Origin of the sequence: Bradyrhizobium manausense (genome assembly GCF_018131105.1) — a bacterium.
Classification (GTDB): Bacteria; Pseudomonadota; Alphaproteobacteria; order Rhizobiales; family Xanthobacteraceae; genus Bradyrhizobium; species Bradyrhizobium manausense_B.
Genome location: NZ_JAFCJI010000001.1, coordinates 2,998,767 through 3,016,783 on the forward strand (window position 1 = coordinate 2,998,767; position 18,017 = coordinate 3,016,783).

An 18,017-nucleotide genomic window follows, 5' to 3' on the forward strand; every position below is an offset into this window, starting at 1 on the left:
AAGCGCGCTTACGCGCTCGCCATATCCGGGAAGACCGCTTCGATCTTGGTCTTCAGCGTCGCCGCGTTGAACGGCTTGACGATGTAATTGTTCACGCCGGCCTTCTTGGCCGCGATCACGTTCTCGGTCTTCGATTCCGCCGTGATCATGATGAAGGGCGTGGTGGCGAGGTTGGGATCTGCACGCACTTCGCGGAGCAGGTCGTAACCCGTCATCGGCTCCATGTTCCAGTCGGAAATCACGAGCCCGTACTTCTTGCCGCGCATCTTGTTCAGCGCCGCGGAACCGTCGCTGGCATCGTCGATGTTTTCGAAGCCAAGCTGCTTCAGCAGATTCCGGATGATACGGATCATGGTGCTGTAGTCGTCGACCACCAGAACCGACATCGACAAATCAACCGCCATCTCGACTCCCCCAACGCAAACCCAGGAAATACTACGATCGGACCTGCCCGGCTCTAGCCCTGCAGTTCCACGTTTCAAGCACTAGCACCAAGGCTTTAAACAGCGCGTTAATCGGGGCCGCAGCCGAAGGATTGAAATCGCATTCAATGTGGCCGCCCCTGCCGCTTGACTTCATCCGGCGGGTCACGCCACGGTCCGGATCGGTCCTGCCGCTTCGAGAATTCCCCTGATGGCCCCGCAATTTACCGTTATCCGCGACACCACGCCGGATTCTGCGATCCTGAAGGGAGCAGTGGTCGCCATGGGCAATTTCGACGGGGTCCATCTCGGCCATCGGGCCGTCATTGCCGCAGCCCTGGAAATGGGCCGGGCGCAGGGCCGCCCTGCGCTGGCGCTGACCTTTGAGCCGCACCCGCGCCGGTTTTTCAGTCCCAACACCCCGCAATTTCGCCTGACGGACGAGCGGGCCAAGCTGCGGCTGCTGGCCGGGACCGGGCTTGCCGGCGCCGTGGTCATGACTTTCGACAAGGCGCGCGCAGGGACCAGCGCGCAAGATTTCATTCACCATGACCTGATCGAGCGCCTCGGCGTCAGCGGGATCGCGGTCGGCTACGACTTCCATTTCGGCAAAGGACGCGTCGGCTCGCCGAGCCTCCTGGTCAACGAGGCCCCCCGGCTCGGCATCGAGGTCGACGTGCAGCCGCATGTCGACATCGACGAGCGGCCGGTCTCCTCCAGCGCCATCCGGATCGCGCTTGCCGAGGGGCTTATCGACGAGGCCACCACCATGCTGGGCGCGCCCTGGTTCATCACCGGCGAGGTCATCCATGGCGAGAAACGCGGCCGCGACCTCGGTTATCCCACTGCCAATATCCGGCTCGATGCCAATTGCGGCTTGAAGCACGGCATCTACGCGGTCCGGGTCGGCCGCGGCGCTGAGCGGCTGAACGGGGTCGCGAGCTTCGGCCGCCGCCCGACCTTCGATAATGGCGCGCCGCTGCTGGAAATCTTCCTGTTCGACTTCAAGGGCGACCTCTATGGGCAGGCGCTGGATTGCGCCTTTGTCGGCTTCATCCGCGAGGAGCTGAAATTCGACGGTATCGACGCCCTGATCCGCCAGATGGACGATGATTCCGCCCGCGCCCGTGCCATGCTGGCCGCCGCTCCGAACGCATTTCCGCGGCTCGGGACGGTCGATTGAGGGGCCAAAACCGGCTCGCCGGACCTTTGCGCTTCCCTATTGCGCTTCTGTTTTGCGCTTCCCTTGGCCCCCTGCTATGGAGAGCCCATGTTTGCGCGGCGCATCATAGGGATTAGCGGCCCGGCTTCCGCCTGAGCCTAAAGGCTCGGCGCAAGACCGGGATTTTGTCGTTTCACCCCGCGATTCCGCATCGCCATCTGTTCCCGCGCCATTTCCGAGCCAGTCAGCCTCATGTCCGAAAAGCCGCAGAAGTCCCAAAAGTCTGAAGCCAAAGACTATTCGAAGACCCTGTTCCTGCCGCAGACCGAATTCCCGATGCGCGCCGGCCTGCCGCAGCGCGAGCCGGAAATCCTCAAGCGCTGGTACGAGATCGGCCTCTACGAAAAGCTGCGCGACAGCGCAAAAGGCCGCGCCAAGTTCGTGCTGCATGACGGCCCGCCCTATGCCAACGGCAACATCCATATCGGCACGGCGCTGAACAAGATCCTCAAGGATCTCGTCACCAAGAGCCAGCAGATGCTGGGCTTCGATTCCAACTACGTGCCCGGCTGGGACTGCCACGGCCTGCCCATCGAGTGGAAGGTCGAGGAGGAGAACTATCGCAAGAAGGGCAAGCAGAAGCCTGACTTCCGCGACAGCGCTGCGATGATCGATTTCCGCAAGGAGTGCCGCGCCTACGCCACGCACTGGCTCAACGTGCAGCGCGAGGAGTTCAAGCGGCTCGGCGTGATCGGCGATTGGGCTCATCCCTACGCCACCATGAATTATCCGGCCGAAGCCCAGATCGCGCGCGAGCTGATGAAGTTCGCGGCCAATGGCACGCTGTATCGCGGCTCCAAGCCAGTGATGTGGAGCGTGGTCGAGAAGACCGCGCTCGCCGAAGCCGAGGTCGAGTACGAGGACTACACGAGCGACATGGTCTGGGTGAAATTCCCGGTCACCTCGCCGGCGCATGGCGCGCTCGCCTCCGCAAGCGTCGTGATCTGGACCACCACGCCCTGGACGCTGCCCGGCAATCGCGCCATCTCGTTCTCGCCGAAGATCGCCTATGGCCTCTACAAGGTGACGGACGCGCCCGCGGACAATTGGGCCAAGACCGGCGATCTCCTGATCCTCGCCGACGCGCTCGCCGCAGAAGTGTTCAAGCAGGCGCGCGTGACCGCCTACGAGAAGGTCCGCGACATCCCCGGCGACACCATGGACGCGATCGAATGCGCCCATCCGCTGAAGGGCCTCGCCGGCGGCTACGAATTCACCGTGCCGCTGTTGTCCGGCGACCACGTCACCGATGACACCGGCACCGGCTTCGTGCACACCGCGCCGAGCCACGGCCGTGAAGACTTCGACGTCTGGATGGCGAACACCCGCGAGCTCGATGCCCGCGGCATCAACAGTGCGATCCCCTACACCGTCGACGAGAACGGCGCCTATACCGACCAGGCGCCGGGCTTCACGGGCAAGCGCGTCATCAACGACAAGGGCGAAAAGGGCGACGCCAACGAGGCCGTGATCAAGGCGCTGGTCGAGGGCGGCAAGCTGCTCGCGCGCGGCCGGCTCAAGCACCAATATCCGCATTCCTGGCGCTCGAAGAAGCCGGTGATCTTCCGCAACACGCCGCAATGGTTCATCGCGATGGACAAGGACATTGCGAGCAACGGCAAGACCAGGTCCGGTGACACGCTGCGCGCCCGTGCGCTGCAAGCGATCTCGGTGACGCAATGGGTGCCGCCCTCGGGCGAGAACCGCATCAACGGCATGATCGAGGCCCGCCCCGACTGGGTGATCTCGCGCCAGCGCGCCTGGGGCGTGCCGATCGCCGTGTTCGTGCGCGAGAAGGGCGACGGCTCGGCGGAGATTCTCCAGGACGAGACCGTCAACACCCGCATCGGCGACGCCTTCGCCAAGGAAGGCGCCGACGCCTGGTATGCGACGGGCGCGCGCGAGCGCTTCCTCGGACCGCGCGCCGCTGAGGATTGGCAGAAGGTCGACGACATTCTCGACGTCTGGTTCGATTCCGGCTCGACGCACGCCTTCGTGCTCGAAGACCCCGTGCAATTCCCCGGCCTCGCCGGCATCAAACGCAAGGTCGACGGCGGCACCGACACGGTGATGTACCTCGAAGGCTCTGACCAGCATCGCGGCTGGTTCCACTCCTCGCTGCTGGAGAGCTGCGGCACGCGCGGCCGTGCGCCCTACGACATCGTGCTGACCCACGGCTTCACCCAGGCCGAGGACGGCCGCAAGATGTCGAAGTCGCTCGGCAACACCATCGAGCCGCAGGCGGTCATCAAGGAATCCGGCGCCGACATCCTGAGACTCTGGGTCGCGTCCTGCGACTATACCGACGACCAGCGCATCGGCCCCGAGATCCTGAAGAACACCGTCGAGACCTACCGCAAGCTGCGCAACACGGTGCGCTGGATGCTCGGCACGCTGCATCACTACAAGCCGGCCGACGCAGTCGCGCCCGCCGAGATGCCCGAGCTCGAGCGGCTGATGCTGCACGAGCTCGCGATCCGCGCCGAACTGGTCCGCAACGCCTATGAGACGTTCGACTACAAGAGCGTGGTCGCAACACTGTCCGCGTTCCTGAACAGCGAACTCTCGGCATTCTACTTCGATATCCGCAAGGACACGCTGTATTGCGATCCGCCGTCTTCGCTGGTGCGCAAGGCGGCGCTGACCACGATCGACCTGCTGTGCAATTCGATCCTGAAATGGCTGGCGCCGGTTCTGAGCTTCACGTCGGAAGAAGCCTGGCGCATGTACAGGCCGGATGCCGAACCGTCGGTGCATTTGACGCTGTTCCCGGAGGGCCTCGAGAAACTCCGCGACGACAAGCTCGCCGCGAAATGGGAAACCATCCGCAACGTCCGCCGCGTCGTCACCGGCGCGCTGGAGCTCGAGCGTGCCGCCAAGAACATCGGCTCGTCGCTGGAAGCGTCACCGGTAATCTATGTCGCCGACCGCGACATGCTGGCGACGCTGTTCGACACTGATGTGGCCGAGATCTGCATCACCTCGAACTACGAGGTGCGCGAGGGCGAAGCGCCCGCCTCTGCATTCCGTCTCGATGCTGTCGCCGGCGTCGCGGTCGTGGTGGAGAAGGCCGTCGGCACCAAATGCGCCCGCTCCTGGAAGATCTCGCCGACCGTCGGCGAGGACGCTGAATACCCCGACGTCACCCCGCGCGACGCGAAGGCGCTGCGCGAATGGAAGGCGTTGGGCGTGAGCATCTGATCGGACGGCCATGCCCCCGCTCCGCGCCGGCATCCTCGCAGCCTTGGTCACGCTCGTGGCCGACCAGGCTTCGAAGCTATGGCTCCTGAATGGCTTCGACCTCGCCCGCAAGGGCGTGGTGAAGGTGACGCCCTTTTTCGACCTGGTGCTGGCCTGGAATATCGGGATCAGCTTCGGCTGGCTGCAGAATGACAGCCAGTCGGCACAGATCGCACTGATGGCGGTGAAGATCGTCGCGGTGATTGCGCTCGCGATCTGGTTGGCCCGGTCGCAGACCCGGCTCGCCACGGTGGCGCTCGGGCTGATCATCGGCGGCGCCATCGGGAACGGCATCGACCGCTTGGCCTATGGCGCGGTGGTCGATTTTGCCCTGTTCCATATCGAAATCGGCGGAAATACCTATAATTGGTACATCTTCAATCTCGCGGACGTAGCCATCGTTGCTGGGGTGGCTGCCCTATTGTATGATTCCTTCCTGGGGGTACCCGCCGCAAAAGCGCCCTGATCCCGGCCGATACGGACCGCAGGCGGAACCTTGCTTGGCGAGGCGTGGTCGCGCGAGACGCGGCAAGACTGGTACGTCAAGACTTGCACATCAAGACTGCCACAATATGGAACAGGTACAGGTATGCGCAGCTTCCAGACCAGCGGTTCGATGGGACGAGATTCCCGGCGGGGACTTTGGCTGGCGCTGAAATTGTCCGCTGTCGCAATCGGCATCGGTCTCGTCATGTCGGCAGGTCCGGTTCGCGCGGGTGACGATGGCGACGATGACGACGACATGACCTTCGAAGAGAAGCTCATCGATAATCTGATGTCCGGCATCGGTGCCAAGGGCATGGAGAGGAAGGGCATCGAGTACCGCGAGCGGTCGCCGCTGGTGGTGCCGCCGAACCTCGACCTGCCGCCGCCCGCCAGTGCCGACGCCAAGAACGCACCAAACTGGCCGAAGGATCCGGACGAGAAGCGCCGCAAGGAGGCTATCGCCCAGCGGAAGAAGACATCGACCGGCAGCAAGGCAGCCGAATACCTGAAAAATGCCCAGCCGCTATCGCCCGCCGAGTTGAACGCCCACAAGACCGCCGCGGTTGAAAAGACCAGCAGGGATCCGGTCCAGCCGGGGGCCAATATCGACCACCCGACGATGAGTCCGGCCGAGCTCGGTTACACCGGCGGACTATGGAACCTGTTGTCGAACAACAAGAGCCCCGAATCCAAGCCATTCACGAGCGAGCCGCCGCGCCAATCGCTGGTCGAACCGCCGGCGGGATATCAGACGCCTTCGCCGAACTATGCCTATGGCTCGGGAGAAGATAAGACGCGCCGGACCTATTTCGACGTCCGGTCCGGCAAGGAGAAGGAGCAATAAGCTCCTTGTCCGTCGCGCGCAGGCGCGGACCCGCCGCAATCATCCGGTGTAGGCCGGATGCGGCAGATGACCTATTTTTAAGTACAAGTCGACGGCGTTCTCTGCTTCGTGACCCGAAGCCCAAAGCCGCGCGGTGTAGCATGCCGTGCTTTCACGCCCGGACATCAGGATCCGGGCCTTTACAAGGATAGTGATGTCCTCACACCGATCGATTGCCTGCCTCTTCGCCGCACTGCTTTCGACATCTGCCCTCGACGTCGGCAGCGCATTCGCCCAGACGACGGTCACCTCCGCGCCGCCCGCCAGCTTCACGCTCGCCAACGGCCTTCAGGTCGTCGTGATCCCGGACCACCGCACGCCCGTGGTTACGGAGATGATCTGGTACAAGGTCGGCTCGGCTGACGAGACGCCGGGCAAGTCGGGCCTTGCCCATTTCCTCGAACATCTGATGTTCAAGGGCACGTCGAAGCATCCGGTCGGCGAATTCTCCCAGACCGTGCTCCGCGTCGGCGGCAACGAGAACGCCTCGACCTCGGTCGATTACACCAACTACTACCAGCGCGTGCCGAAAGAGCAGCTTCCGACCATGATGGAGTTCGAGGCCGATCGCATGACTGGCCTGATCCTCAAGGACGAGAACGTGCTGCCCGAGCGCGACGTCGTGCTCGAAGAGTACAATATGCGCGTCGCCAACAGCCCCGATGCGCGCCTCAACGAGCAGATCATGGCTGCGCTCTATCTCAATCATCCCTACGGCCGGCCGGTGATCGGCTGGCATCAGGAGATCGAGAAGCTCAATCGCGAGGACGCGCTCGCCTTCTACCGCCGCTTCTACGCGCCGAACAACGCGATCCTGGTGATCGCCGGCGACGTCGAGGCTGCCGACGTGCGTCCGCTGGTCGAACGCAATTTCGGCCCGATCGCGGCTCAGCCGGCGATCCCGGCCCGCCGCGTTCGTCCGCAGGAGCCTGAGCCGGCGGCACCGCGCACCGTCACGCTGGCCGACCCGCGCGTGGAGCAGCCGAGCCTGCGCCGCTATTATCTGGTGCCTTCGGCGACGACGGCCGCGGCCGGCGAGAGCGCAGCGCTCGACGTGCTCGCGCAATTGATAGGCAGCGGCAGCAACTCCTATCTCTATCGCGCGCTTGTGGTCGACAAGCCGCTCGCGGTGTCCGCCAGCGCCAGCTATTCCAGCATCTCGCTCGATCCGACCCAGTTCGCGATCTCGGCTTCGCCGAGGTCAGGCGTCGGTTTTGCCGAGGTCGAGCAAGCGATCGACGGCGTCATCGCCAACGTCGCGCAAAATCCGATCCGCGCCGAGGATCTCGAGCGGGTCAAGACCCAGCTGATTGCCGAGGCGATCTACGCTCAGGACAATCAGGCCGTGCTGGCGCGCTGGTATGGCGGTGCGCTGACCACGGGTCTGTCGATCGAGGATATCAGAAGCTGGCCCGACCGCATCCGCGCCGTCACAGCCGAGCAAGTTCGCGCCGCTGCGCAAAAATGGCTCGAGAAGAAGCGATCGGTGACCGGCTATCTGATCAAGGACACCAACACCGCCGCCAAGCGCGAGGAGAAGCGCTCGTGACCCATCCCTTCCTTCGCGCACGCTATTTCGCGTTGTCCCTCGCCACCGGCGCGGCCATCGCATTTGCCTCGGTCTCGCCGTCTCAGGCCGCGGCAAAGATCCAGCATCTGGTCTCGCCTGGCGGCATCGAAGCCTGGTTCGTGCAGGACGCGACCGTGCCGCTGATTGCCATGGAATATTCCTTTGCCGGCGGCTCGGCGCAGGATCCCAAGGACAAGTCCGGCGTCGCCAACCTCGTTGGCGACCTCCTCGACGAGGGCTCTGGCGACCTGGATTCCAAGACTTTCCACGAGCGGCTCGACCGCCGCGCCATCGAACTCTCCTTCAGTGCCACCCGGGACACCTTCCGCGGCAGCCTGCGGATGCTGCGCGACAACAAGGATGAGGCCTTCGACCTGCTGCGCTCGGCACTGACCTCGCCGCATTTCGACACGGCCGATGTCGAACGCATCCGTTCGCAAGTGATATCGAGCCTGCGCCGCGACACCACCAATCCGACGTCGCTCGCGAGCCGCAAATTCCTGGAGATGACCTTCGGCGATCATCCCTATGGACGGCAGACCACCGGCACACTGGAGAGCGTACCGACCATCACGGTCGCCGACATGAAGGATTATGTCGGCCGTGTCCTCGCCAAGGACACGCTGAAGATCGCGGTGGTCGGCGACGTCGACCCGACGACCCTGGGCAAACTGCTCGATCACACCTTTGGCAGCTTGCCGGCAAAAGCCACCCTGGTGCCGGTCCCCGACGTCGAGGCCGCAAAGCCGCCGGAGCGCGCCTTCGTGCCGCTCGACGTGCCGCAGACCGTGATCACCTTCGGCGGCCCCGGCGTGATGCGCAGCGATCCGAACTTCATGGCGGCCTATGTCGTCAACCACATCCTCGGCGGCGGCGGCCTGTCCTCGCGGCTTTATCGCGAAGTCCGCGAGAAGCGCGGGCTGGCCTATTCGGTGTTCGAATCGCTGCTTTGGATGGAGCATTCGGGCATCTTCATCGGCAACACCGGCACCCGCGCCGACCGTGCCGGCGACACAATGGATGCCATTGAGAAGGAAGTGCGCCGTATCGCCGACGAAGGCCCGACGCAGAAGGAACTCGACGAGGCCAAGTCCTATCTCAAGGGCTCGCAGATGCTGGCGCTCGACACCTCCTCCAAGCTCGCGCAGGCGCTGTTGCAATATCAGCAGGACAAGCTGCCGATCGACTATATCGAGAAGCGCAACGCCATCGTCGATGCGGTGACGCTTGATGACGCCAAGGCCGCCGCCAAGCGGTTGTGGGGCCAGGGACTTTTGACCGTCGTCGTCGGCCGCGCCCCGCAGGCTGCGGCGCAACCGGCCGCGGCACCGGCGACCAAGTCTAACTGAGGTCTGCCGACGTCCTTCTGAAATGGCCGGGCTCGCCCGGCCATTTTTCGTTTTGGGATGCACCATTGCCGAAATTGGAGGTCCGCGATATGTCCGGACATCACGAATGGTGCCATCATGCTGCGGATATCCCGCGATCTCGTCATCGACGAGGACGACATTGAGATCGACTTTGTCCGCGCCTCCGGCCCGGGCGGACAGAACGTCAACAAGGTCTCGACCTCGGCCCAGTTGCGCTTCGACACGCGCAAGCTGATCATCCCGGAAGATGCCGAAATCCGGCTCGCCCGCATCGCCGGCCAGCGCATGACCAAAGACGGCGTGATCGTGATCCAGGCGCAGCGCTTCCGCAGCCAGGATCGTAATCGGCAGGACGCCATCGATCGACTTGTCGAGATCCTGACCGAAGCGATGATCCGGCCGACGCCGCGCCGCGCAACACGGCCGACCTTCGCCTCCAAGCAGCGACGGCTCGACGGCAAGAAGCGCCGCAGCGACGTCAAGGCCGGGCGCGGCGGCCGCTTCAACGATTAGTGAAACAGGCGCGCTTGCGCCGCGCGATTGCCCCGGCGCACCGCGCGCTTTGTTCTCAACCGAAACAGCCCGCTACTACCACCGCATGTTTTGTGCCGCCTAGAGTTTGCGCACGCTGAATTTGTCGTGGATGCGGGTCTTGTCGGGATTCTTGGCGATGCGCGCAGTCGTGTTGGGATTGTGCACCGCGATGGTGCTGGTGACGCGTGTCGCCGATGCGCAGATGCCGTTGCCGGCCGCGAGGCCGCCGGATGGCGCGACGCTGTTCAAGCAGCAATGCGCAGTGTGCCACACGACCAATTTGTCGGAACCGATGCGGCAAGGTCCGCCGCTGGTGAAGATCGTGGGTCGGACAGCCGGCAAGGTTGAAGGCTTTCACTATTCCGACGCGCTCGCGAAAGCGGATTTCACGTGGGAGGAAGCCAGGCTCGACGCCTGGCTGGCCAATCCGCAGGCCGTCATTCCCGGCACGGTCATGGCCTATCGGCAGGGCAAGCCGGACACGCGCGCTGCCATCATCGCCTATCTCAAGGAGTTGAACTGAATGGCCAAGCCTGTCCATTCCATGATCCGCGTTTTCGACGAAGCGCGATCGCTCGACTTCTATGGCCGCGCCTTCGGCCTCGAAGTGGCCGACTATCTGAAGTTCGCAGACTTCGCCTTGATCTATCTGCGTCACCCCTCCTCACCTTTCGAGATCGAGTTAACGGTCAATTTCGACCGCAAGGAACCGTACCAGCTTGGTGACGGCTACGGCCATCTCGCTGTGGTGGTCGAGGATCTCGACGCCGAGCACGCCCGCTTCGAGCACGAGAAGCTTACGCCGGGGCCACTGCGCGACTTCAAGCACGAGGGCAAGACGCTGGCGCGTTTCTTCTTCGTCAGCGATCCCGATGGCTTCAAGATCGAGGTGATCCAGCGGGGCGGACGTTTCGGTTAGTCAAAATCACAAAATCCCAAAACATAATAATCCAAGGAGGAATGCCATGAGAGAGGTCGATCGCCGAAGCAAGCACAGCCGCCGGACTTTTCTCAAAGGCGCGGCAACCGCCGTACCGGTCGTGTCTGTCGCAACCAGCCTCAGTGTCAACATCGAGGGCGCCTGGGCCGATGAGGCCGGCACACTTTCGCCTGCGACGATGAAGACGCTGCTGAAGGTCGCCCGCGACATCTATCCGCACGACGTCCTCGGAGACAGCTACTACATCACCGCGATCAAGCCGTGGGACGCCAAGGCCGCCAAGGACGCTTCCGTCAAGGCGCTGATCAGCGACGGTATTGCAAGGCTCGATCAGAACGCGAAGGACCGCCACAAAGCACCCTATGCCGAAGTGCCCTGGGAAGCCGATCGCGTGGTGCTCTTGAAGGAGATCGAGCAGAGCGACTTCTTTCAGAAGGTGCGCGGCGACCTCGTCGTTTCCCTCTACAACCAGAAAGAGGTCTGGCCGCGCTTCGGCTACGAGGGCTCCTCCGCCGAACATGGCGGTTACATCAACCGCGGCTTCGCCGACATCGACTGGCTGCCGAAGGCTTAACGGTCACCTCACGGTTCAGGAGAACGCAGATGGCAAAATTCGATCTGAACGATGACAGCGTTGTGGTGATCGTCGGCTCCGGCGCCGGTGGCGGCACGCTGGGCAACGAACTCACGCAGAAGGGCGTCAAGGTGGTCATCCTCGAGGCCGGCCCGCGCATCGAGAACCAGGACTTCATCAATGATGAGTGGGACAGTTTTTCCCAGCTCGCCTGGACCGATGCCCGCACCACGTCAGGAAACTGGCGCGTCGCCAAGGATTTCTCCGGCCTGCCTGCATGGATCGTCAAGGCGGTCGGCGGCTCCACCATCCACTGGGCAGGCGCGTCGCTGCGCTTCGATGAGCACGAGTTCAAGATCAAGAGCACCTACGGCAATATTCCCGGCGCCAATGTGCTGGACTGGCCCGTCACGCTCGCCGAGATGGAGCCGTGGTACGCCAAGGCCGAGGACAAGATGGGCGTGACCCGCACCAACGGCATCCCCGGACTTCCCGGCAACAACAATTTCAGGGTGCTCGAGGCCGGCGCGAAGAAGCTCGGCTACAAGACCGTGCACACCGGCAACATGGCGATCAACAGCCAGCCACGCGATGGACGCGGATCCTGCCAGCAGATCGGCTTCTGCTTCCAGGGCTGCAAATCAGGTGCGAAATGGTCGACGCTCTACACCGAGATCCCCAAAGGCGAGGCGACCGGCAATCTGGAGGTCCGTCCCGGCAGCATGGTGGTCAAGATCGAGCACGACGCGAGCGGCAAGGTCACCGGCGTTGTCTATGCCGACGAGACCGGCGCGATGCAGCGGCAGAAGGCGCGGATCGTCGCGGTCGCAGGCAACTCGATCGAGAGCCCGCGGTTGCTGCTCAACAGCGCGTCGAGCATGTTCCCCGACGGTCTCGGCAACTCGAGCGGTCAGGTCGGCCGCAACTACATGCGGCACATGACCGGCAGCGTCTACGCCGTGTTCGAGAAATCGGTGCACATGTATCGCGGCACCACCATGGCCGGCATCATTCGCGACGAGGCCGCCAACAATCCGAAGCGCGGCTTCGTCGGCGGCTACGAGATGGAGACGCTGTCGCTCGGATTGCCGTTCATGGCGGCGTTCCTCAATCCCGGTGCATGGGGCCGACCGTTCACTGCGGCGATCGACGGCTATCCGCGGATGGCCGGCATGTGGCTGGTCGGCGAGGACATGCCGCAGGAGACCAATCGCATCACGCTCGATCCAACCGTGAAGGACAAGTTCGGCCAGCCGGTGGCGAGCGTGCATTACGACGATCATCCCAACGATCTCGCGATGCGTGCCCACGCCTACAAGCAGGGTGCGGCGGTCTATGACGCGGTCGGCGCGACCGTGACCTATCCGACGCCGCCATATCCGAGCACGCACAATCTCGGCTCCAACCGGATGAGCGAGAAGCCGCGCGACGGCGTGGTCAACAAGTTCGGGCAGAGTCACGACGTGAAAAACCTGTTCGTCTCCGACGGCAGTCAGTTCACCAGCGGCGCAGCCTGCAATCCGACGCTGACCATCGTCGCGCTCGCGATCCGCCAGGCGGATTACATTGCGGGTGCCATGCAGAAGAAGGAGATTTGAGAAAAACACCCTCTGCGTCATTGCGAGCGAAGCGAAGCAATCCAGATATGTGTCCGCAATGACAGTCTGGATTGCTTCGTCGCAAGCGCTCCTCGCAATGACGAAGAAGGGACCCTCGTTGCTTTGGTTGAGACGGCTATTCGGCCGCGTCGAGAATGGGCGTCACCGTGGCCTTGAATTCCTGTACGGGTGCCAAGCTCTTGGAGCGGTAGATCAGGCACGAGCAGCGCAACAGCGAGGCAAAATTGTTGACCTCGCCATGGTGGTCGAGCACCTCGTTGTAGAGCGTGGTCAGGAACTTGCCGACGCTCATGCCTTCCTTGGCCGCGATCTCCTCCAGCGTGTCCCAGAATGCCATCTCCAGTCGGATCGATGTGCAATGCCCGCCGATCCGCAACGAGCGGGTCTGGGATTCATAATCACGTTGGGGCTGGTGCGCGAAGAGATGACACATGGCGTCCTCCCGTCCTGTTGCCATTTTTTCACGATGCTACACCGCGGCTCGGCGGCTCACAATCAGGACGACCGCTGGAGATCGGTCCGGCGCGGATGCACAATTTTCTTGAACGCCCAATATCTTCAATGTGATAGGCATCCTTCTTCCCCAGGCCACCACACGGCTGTTGCCCAACACATGCTTTTGACGCAACACGGCCTAGAATAGCGTCTCAGCGAATCCAGACCAGAGCCCATGCCCGTCCGCCAATTGCCAGAACAAGTCGTCAACCGCATCGCCGCCGGCGAGGTGGTCGAGCGGCCGGCGAGCGTGGTCAAGGAACTCGTCGAAAACGCAATCGATGCCGGCGCCAGCCGGATCGACGTCTTCACCGATGGCGGCGGCCGGCGGCGGATCGGTATCACCGACGACGGCAGCGGCATGACCGCGAAGGATCTCGCGCTCGCGGTCGAGCGCCATGCCACCTCCAAGCTCGATGACGAAGACTTACTCCAGATTCGCACCCTCGGGTTCCGCGGCGAGGCGCTGCCCTCGATCGGCTCGGTCGCGCGCCTGTCGATCACCACCCGGCATGCGAGCGAGCCGCATGCCTGGGCGCTCACTGTCGAGGGCGGCGAGAAGTCGGAGATCATGCCGGCGGCGCTGGCGCACGGCACCCGCGTCGAGGTCAGCGATCTCTTCTATGCGACGCCGGCACGGCTGAAGTTTCTCAAGACTGACCGCACTGAGGCGGAGGCGATCCGCGAGGTGGTGCGACGCCTCGCGATGGCGCGGCCGGACGTCGCCTTCACACTCGCGGGCGAAGAGCGCGCGCCGGTGACCTGGGCCGCCGCGCGGCCCGGCGCGGCCGGACGCCTGACGCGGCTCGGCGACATCCTCGGCGCCGAGTTTCGCACCCATGCATTCGAAGTCCACGCAGAGCGCGAGGGCGTCGTGGTCGCCGGCTACGCGGCCGCGCCCGCGCTGACCAAGGCGAATGCGCTCGGACAATATCTCTTCGTCAACGGGCGCCCGGTGCGCGACAAGCTGATCCTCGGCGCAGTGCGCGGGGCCTATGCCGATTATCTGCCGCGCGACCGGCACCCGGTGCTGGCGCTATTCGTCACGCTCGATCCGCGCGAGGTCGACGCCAACGTGCATCCAGCCAAGACCGAAGTGCGCTTCCGCAACGCCGGTCTCGTGCGCGCGCTGATCGTGCATGGATTGAAGGAAGGCCTCGCGCGCGAGGGCCGCCGCACCGCCGCCAATAGCGGCGAGAGTGCGCTGTCATCGTTCCGGCCCGCTTTCACGCAGCCGCGGCCGGCAAGCTGGGACTGGCGAGCCTCACCGTCCGCGCCTGTCGCGCCGATGCCGTCGTTCGATGGAGCGGCCGCCCCCGCGTTCGCGGAGCGTGCGCAGGCTGCGTTCGACGTCGGCGCGCCGAGCGCGGATGTGCGGTTCGAGACGCAGCCCGTGGCCGATCTCGTCGACCGTCCGCTCGGCGCGGCGCGCACGCAGCTCCACGAGACGTATATCGTCTCGCAGACCCGCGACGGTCTCATCATCGTCGATCAGCACGCCGCGCATGAGCGCATCGTCTACGAGCGGCTGAAGGCTTCGCTCGCGGCAAACGGCGTGCAGCGGCAGATCCTCCTGATTCCCGAGATCGTCGAGATGGACGAGGCCACGGTGGAGCGCCTGCTGGAGCGCAGCGACGAGCTCGGCTCGTTCGGCCTCGCAATCGAATCCTTCGGCCCCGGCGCGGTCGCTGTGCGCGAGACGCCGTCGCTGCTGGGCAAGACCAATGCCGGCGGACTGTTGCGCGATCTCTCCGAGCACATGGCTGAATGGGACGAGGCGCTGCCACTGGAGCGGCGCCTGATGCACGTCGCAGCCACCATGGCCTGCCACGGCTCGGTGCGCGCCGGCCGCAGGCTGCGGCCGGAGGAGATGAACGCGCTGCTCCGCGAGATGGAAGAGACGCCGAACTCCGGCCAGTGCAATCATGGCCGGCCGACCTATGTCGAACTGAAGCTGGCGGACGTGGAGAAGCTGTTCGGACGGAGATGAACTAGGCGCTGCGCTTCAAAAACACGAATTCCGTGTCGTCATACGCCCGCCGCTCCAGCTCCTCGAAACCGTCCGGCGTCGCGAACTGCGCGGCCTTCGCCTCTTCCACCACCAGCAACGCGCCCGGCGTGAGCCAGCCGCCATCGCGCAAAGACGCAAGCGCCTTCTCCGCCAAACCATTGCCGTAGGGTGGATCAAGGAACACCAGCGAGAACGGCTCGACGGGATGCGCGGGGCCGAGATCGGTCGCGTCGCGGCGATAGACTTTTGTCACCCCGCCGAGGCCAAGCGTTTCCACATTGTTTCGCAACAACGCCCGCGCCTCCGCGCCATTGTCCACGAACAGCGTGAACTTCGCGCCGCGCGAGGACGCCTCGATGCCGAGCGCGCCGGTGCCGGCAAAGAGATCGAGCACGCGCGCGTCGTCGATCGGATCGTCATAGGCATGCACGAGGATGTTGAACACGGACTCGCGCAAGCGATCCGCCGTGGGACGGATGTCGCGCGAAGACGGTGAGGCGAGATTGCGCCCCTTCAAGCGACCGCCGACCACGCGCATGCTATTCGTCCCGCGGCGTAAGGTCGCGCTTGCCGTGATAACCGCGCTTGGGACGGCGCGGCGGGCCGTAGCCGTTGGCCTCGTCCTCGTTGCGTTCGCGCGCTTCGTCGCTGCCGGTGCGCTGCACCAGCACGCGGCGGCCCTTGCGGTCGGCGATCACGGCGCGCTTGGACGTCTTCTCGCTGGATGCATCGCCCTCGGAGGATTTCTTCGGCACGTCGAACTGTGCGCCCGACTTCTCGATCACCTTGTCGCCGAGCTGCTCGCGCAGCACCCGCGCGCGGATCTCCTCGACCTGTCCTTCGGGAACTTCGCCGAGCTGGAACGGACCGTAGGAGACGCGGATCAGGCGGTTCACCTCAAGCCCGAGATGGGCGCAGACGTTGCGCACCTCGCGGTTCTTGCCTTCGCGGATCGCAAACACCAGCCAGACATTGGCGCCCTGGTCACGCTCCAGCGTCGCCTCGATCGGACCGTATTTCACGCCCTCGACCTCGATGCCTTCCTTGAGCTGGTCGAGCTGCGCCTGGGTGACGTCGCCATGGGCGCGGACGCGGTAGCGTCGCAGCCAGCCGGTGTCCGGCAGTTCGAGCGTGCGCGCAAGACCGCCGTCATTGGTGAGCAGCAGCAGGCCCTCGGTGTTGAAGTCGAGCCGGCCGACGCTGATCAGCCGCGGCAGGCCTTCGGGCAGATTGTCGAACACGGTCGGACGCCCCTCGGGATCGTCATGCGTCGTCATCAGCCCGCGCGGCTTGTGGTAGAGGAACAGTCGCGTGCGCTCGCGCTCCGGCAACGGCTTGCCATCGACAAGGACGACGTCGTTCTTGGTGATGTCGAGCGCCGGCGAGTTGATGACGCGGCCGTTAACGGTGACACGGCCCTGCGTGACCATCTCCTCGGCATCCCTGCGCGAGGCGAGGCCTGCGCGTGCGAGCGCCTTGGCAATGCGCTCGCCGGCCTTCTTCGGCTTTGGCGCTTCTTCGCGCCGCGGACGTCCTTCGAAATCCCGCTCGCGCGCGCGATAGGCGCCGCGGCCGCCGAAGGCCGGACGCTTTTCGAAAATCCTGCTGTCGTCCTCATTGTCCCGGCGCGGACGATCGCCGAAACGACCTTCGCTGCGCGGATGCTCCTGCCAATCCATGCGACCTTCCGGCCGCTCGCGCGGACGATCGAATTTCGGCCGGTCACCACCGCGAGGGCGGTCGCCATCACGATGGGACCGATCGAATTTGGGCCGATCATCGCGCGACCGATCGAACTTAGGCTGATCCCGGAACGGACGATCGCCCGACGGACGATCGTCGCGAGAGCGCGAGAAGCGCGGACGGTCCTCGCCGCGGCCACCGTCGCGACGGTCATCGCGCTTTTGCCAGGGCTTGTCCTCGCCGCGATCGCGACCGCTGAAATCCTTGCGCGGGCCCTTGCTGAAGTCCTTGCGCGGCGGACGGTCACCATGCGGACGATCGTCGCGCTTCTGCCACGGCTTTGAATCGCTACGCTCGCCACGATCGCGCGAAAATTTCCGCTCGCCGTCGAACTTGCGCTCAGGACGATCGCCGCGCGGCGAATAGGGCCGCTTCTCGCCGAACTTCTTGTCGCCGAAGCGGCCAGCGGGACGCGAATCGTCACGATCCCGGCGCGGCGGGCGGTCGTCGCGGCCTTGGGACGGGCGATCACCGCGCGGCTTGAAGGAGCGCTTTTCGCCATCGCGCGATCCGCGATCGGAGAAAGGACGATCGCCGCGCGGCTTGAAGCTGCGCTCGCCGCGATCCTCGCCACCACGGTCGTCGCGCTTGAAGCGGGGACGGTCACTGAAATCGCGGCGTGGCGCATCGCCCTCCTCGCGGCGGCGGAACGACGGACGGCTGTCACGGTCGCCACGAGGCGGACGGCTGTCGCCGCGGGGCGGACGCTTGTCGCCGTCCCCCTTGCCCTCAAAACCGCGCTTGGCGAATTTCTTGTCGGGACCGCGCGGCTTGCCGCTGCGGCCGCCTTTGGGCGGGCCTCGCCGGCCGCGGGAATCGTTGTCTTTGTCGCTGTCGCGAGGCATGGATATTCTCACTCAGGGGGTGGCCGGAAAGCATTGTGCGCGCTCGTTCCGAGCCGCATGCTC

At 64.5% G+C, this 18,017-nt stretch carries 16 protein-coding genes; 12 read left to right on the top strand and 4 right to left on the bottom strand.

The annotated features are described in order from the left end of the window. Nucleotides 1-8: 8 nt before the first annotated feature. A complete protein-coding gene (locus JQ631_RS14355) occupies nt 9-404 on the bottom strand; it encodes a response regulator (RefSeq protein ID WP_007596883.1) in 396 nt (131 codons plus the stop codon). Between the two features lie 229 nt (nt 405-633). Between JQ631_RS14355 and JQ631_RS14360 the strand changes: the two genes are divergently transcribed. The 11 genes from JQ631_RS14360 to JQ631_RS14410 all read left to right on the top strand — a co-directional run bounded on the left by JQ631_RS14360 (nt 634) and on the right by JQ631_RS14410 (nt 12,839). Further along, the gene (locus JQ631_RS14360; RefSeq protein ID WP_212327064.1) at nt 634-1,605 is read left to right on the top strand and encodes a bifunctional riboflavin kinase/FAD synthetase; all 972 of its coding nucleotides are present in this window, start codon (nt 634-636) and stop codon (nt 1,603-1,605) included. Between the two features lie 231 nt (nt 1,606-1,836). Next, the gene (gene ileS / locus JQ631_RS14365) at nt 1,837-4,845 is read left to right on the top strand and encodes an isoleucine--tRNA ligase (RefSeq protein WP_212327065.1); all 3,009 of its coding nucleotides are present in this window, start codon (nt 1,837-1,839) and stop codon (nt 4,843-4,845) included. A 10-nt stretch (nt 4,846-4,855) separates the two neighbouring features. Beyond that, complete coding sequence (gene lspA / locus JQ631_RS14370; RefSeq protein WP_212327066.1) at nt 4,856-5,350, top strand: signal peptidase II; 495 nt, start codon at nt 4,856-4,858, stop codon at nt 5,348-5,350. A gap of 123 nt (nt 5,351-5,473) precedes the next feature. Further along, the gene (locus JQ631_RS14375; RefSeq protein WP_212327067.1) at nt 5,474-6,214 is read left to right on the top strand and encodes a hypothetical protein; all 741 of its coding nucleotides are present in this window, start codon (nt 5,474-5,476) and stop codon (nt 6,212-6,214) included. Between the two features lie 193 nt (nt 6,215-6,407). Next, nucleotides 6,408-7,802 (top strand): M16 family metallopeptidase, encoded by a 1,395-nt coding sequence (locus tag JQ631_RS14380; RefSeq protein WP_212327068.1) that lies wholly within the window; start codon nt 6,408-6,410, stop codon nt 7,800-7,802. Beyond that, nucleotides 7,799-9,172: a M16 family metallopeptidase gene (locus tag JQ631_RS14385; RefSeq protein ID WP_212327069.1), complete on the top strand. Its 1,374-nt coding sequence runs from the start codon at nt 7,799-7,801 to the stop codon at nt 9,170-9,172. Before JQ631_RS14380 ends, JQ631_RS14385 begins: the two co-directional genes overlap by 4 nt. Before the next feature lie 117 nt (nt 9,173-9,289). Next, on the top strand, nt 9,290-9,706 hold the full coding sequence (gene arfB, locus JQ631_RS14390; protein WP_212327070.1) for an alternative ribosome rescue aminoacyl-tRNA hydrolase ArfB: 417 nt from the start codon (nt 9,290-9,292) through the stop codon (nt 9,704-9,706). 157 nt (nt 9,707-9,863) lie between these two features. Next, a complete protein-coding gene (locus JQ631_RS14395; protein ID WP_212327072.1) occupies nt 9,864-10,250 on the top strand; it encodes a c-type cytochrome in 387 nt (128 codons plus the stop codon). Continuing rightward, a complete protein-coding gene (locus JQ631_RS14400; protein ID WP_212327074.1) occupies nt 10,251-10,646 on the top strand; it encodes a VOC family protein in 396 nt (131 codons plus the stop codon). 46 nt (nt 10,647-10,692) lie between these two features. Beyond that, a complete protein-coding gene (locus JQ631_RS14405) occupies nt 10,693-11,241 on the top strand; it encodes a gluconate 2-dehydrogenase subunit 3 family protein (protein WP_212327076.1) in 549 nt (182 codons plus the stop codon). Nucleotides 11,242-11,270: 29 nt separating this feature from the next. Continuing rightward, nucleotides 11,271-12,839, top strand: a complete 1,569-nt coding sequence (locus JQ631_RS14410) for a GMC family oxidoreductase (protein WP_212327078.1) — start codon at nt 11,271-11,273, stop codon at nt 12,837-12,839. A gap of 136 nt (nt 12,840-12,975) precedes the next feature. On the opposite strand, the gene JQ631_RS14415 is transcribed toward JQ631_RS14410, so the two are convergent. Then, nucleotides 12,976-13,293: a ribbon-helix-helix domain-containing protein gene (locus tag JQ631_RS14415; RefSeq protein ID WP_212327080.1), complete on the bottom strand. Its 318-nt coding sequence runs from the start codon at nt 13,291-13,293 to the stop codon at nt 12,976-12,978. A 237-nt stretch (nt 13,294-13,530) separates the two neighbouring features. On the opposite strand from JQ631_RS14415, the gene mutL reads away from it, so the two are divergent. Beyond that, nucleotides 13,531-15,345, top strand: a complete 1,815-nt coding sequence (gene mutL / locus JQ631_RS14420) for a DNA mismatch repair endonuclease MutL (protein ID WP_212327081.1) — start codon at nt 13,531-13,533, stop codon at nt 15,343-15,345. A 1-nt stretch (nt 15,346) separates the two neighbouring features. On the opposite strand, the gene rsmD is transcribed toward mutL, so the two are convergent. Continuing rightward, entirely contained in the window at nt 15,347-15,904 is a 558-nt protein-coding gene (gene rsmD / locus JQ631_RS14425) for a 16S rRNA (guanine(966)-N(2))-methyltransferase RsmD (protein ID WP_212327082.1), read from the bottom strand. Nucleotide 15,905: 1 nt separating this feature from the next. Next, nucleotides 15,906-17,954 (bottom strand): pseudouridine synthase, encoded by a 2,049-nt coding sequence (locus JQ631_RS14430; protein WP_212327083.1) that lies wholly within the window; start codon nt 17,952-17,954, stop codon nt 15,906-15,908. Nucleotides 17,955-18,017: the final 63 nt, after the last annotated feature.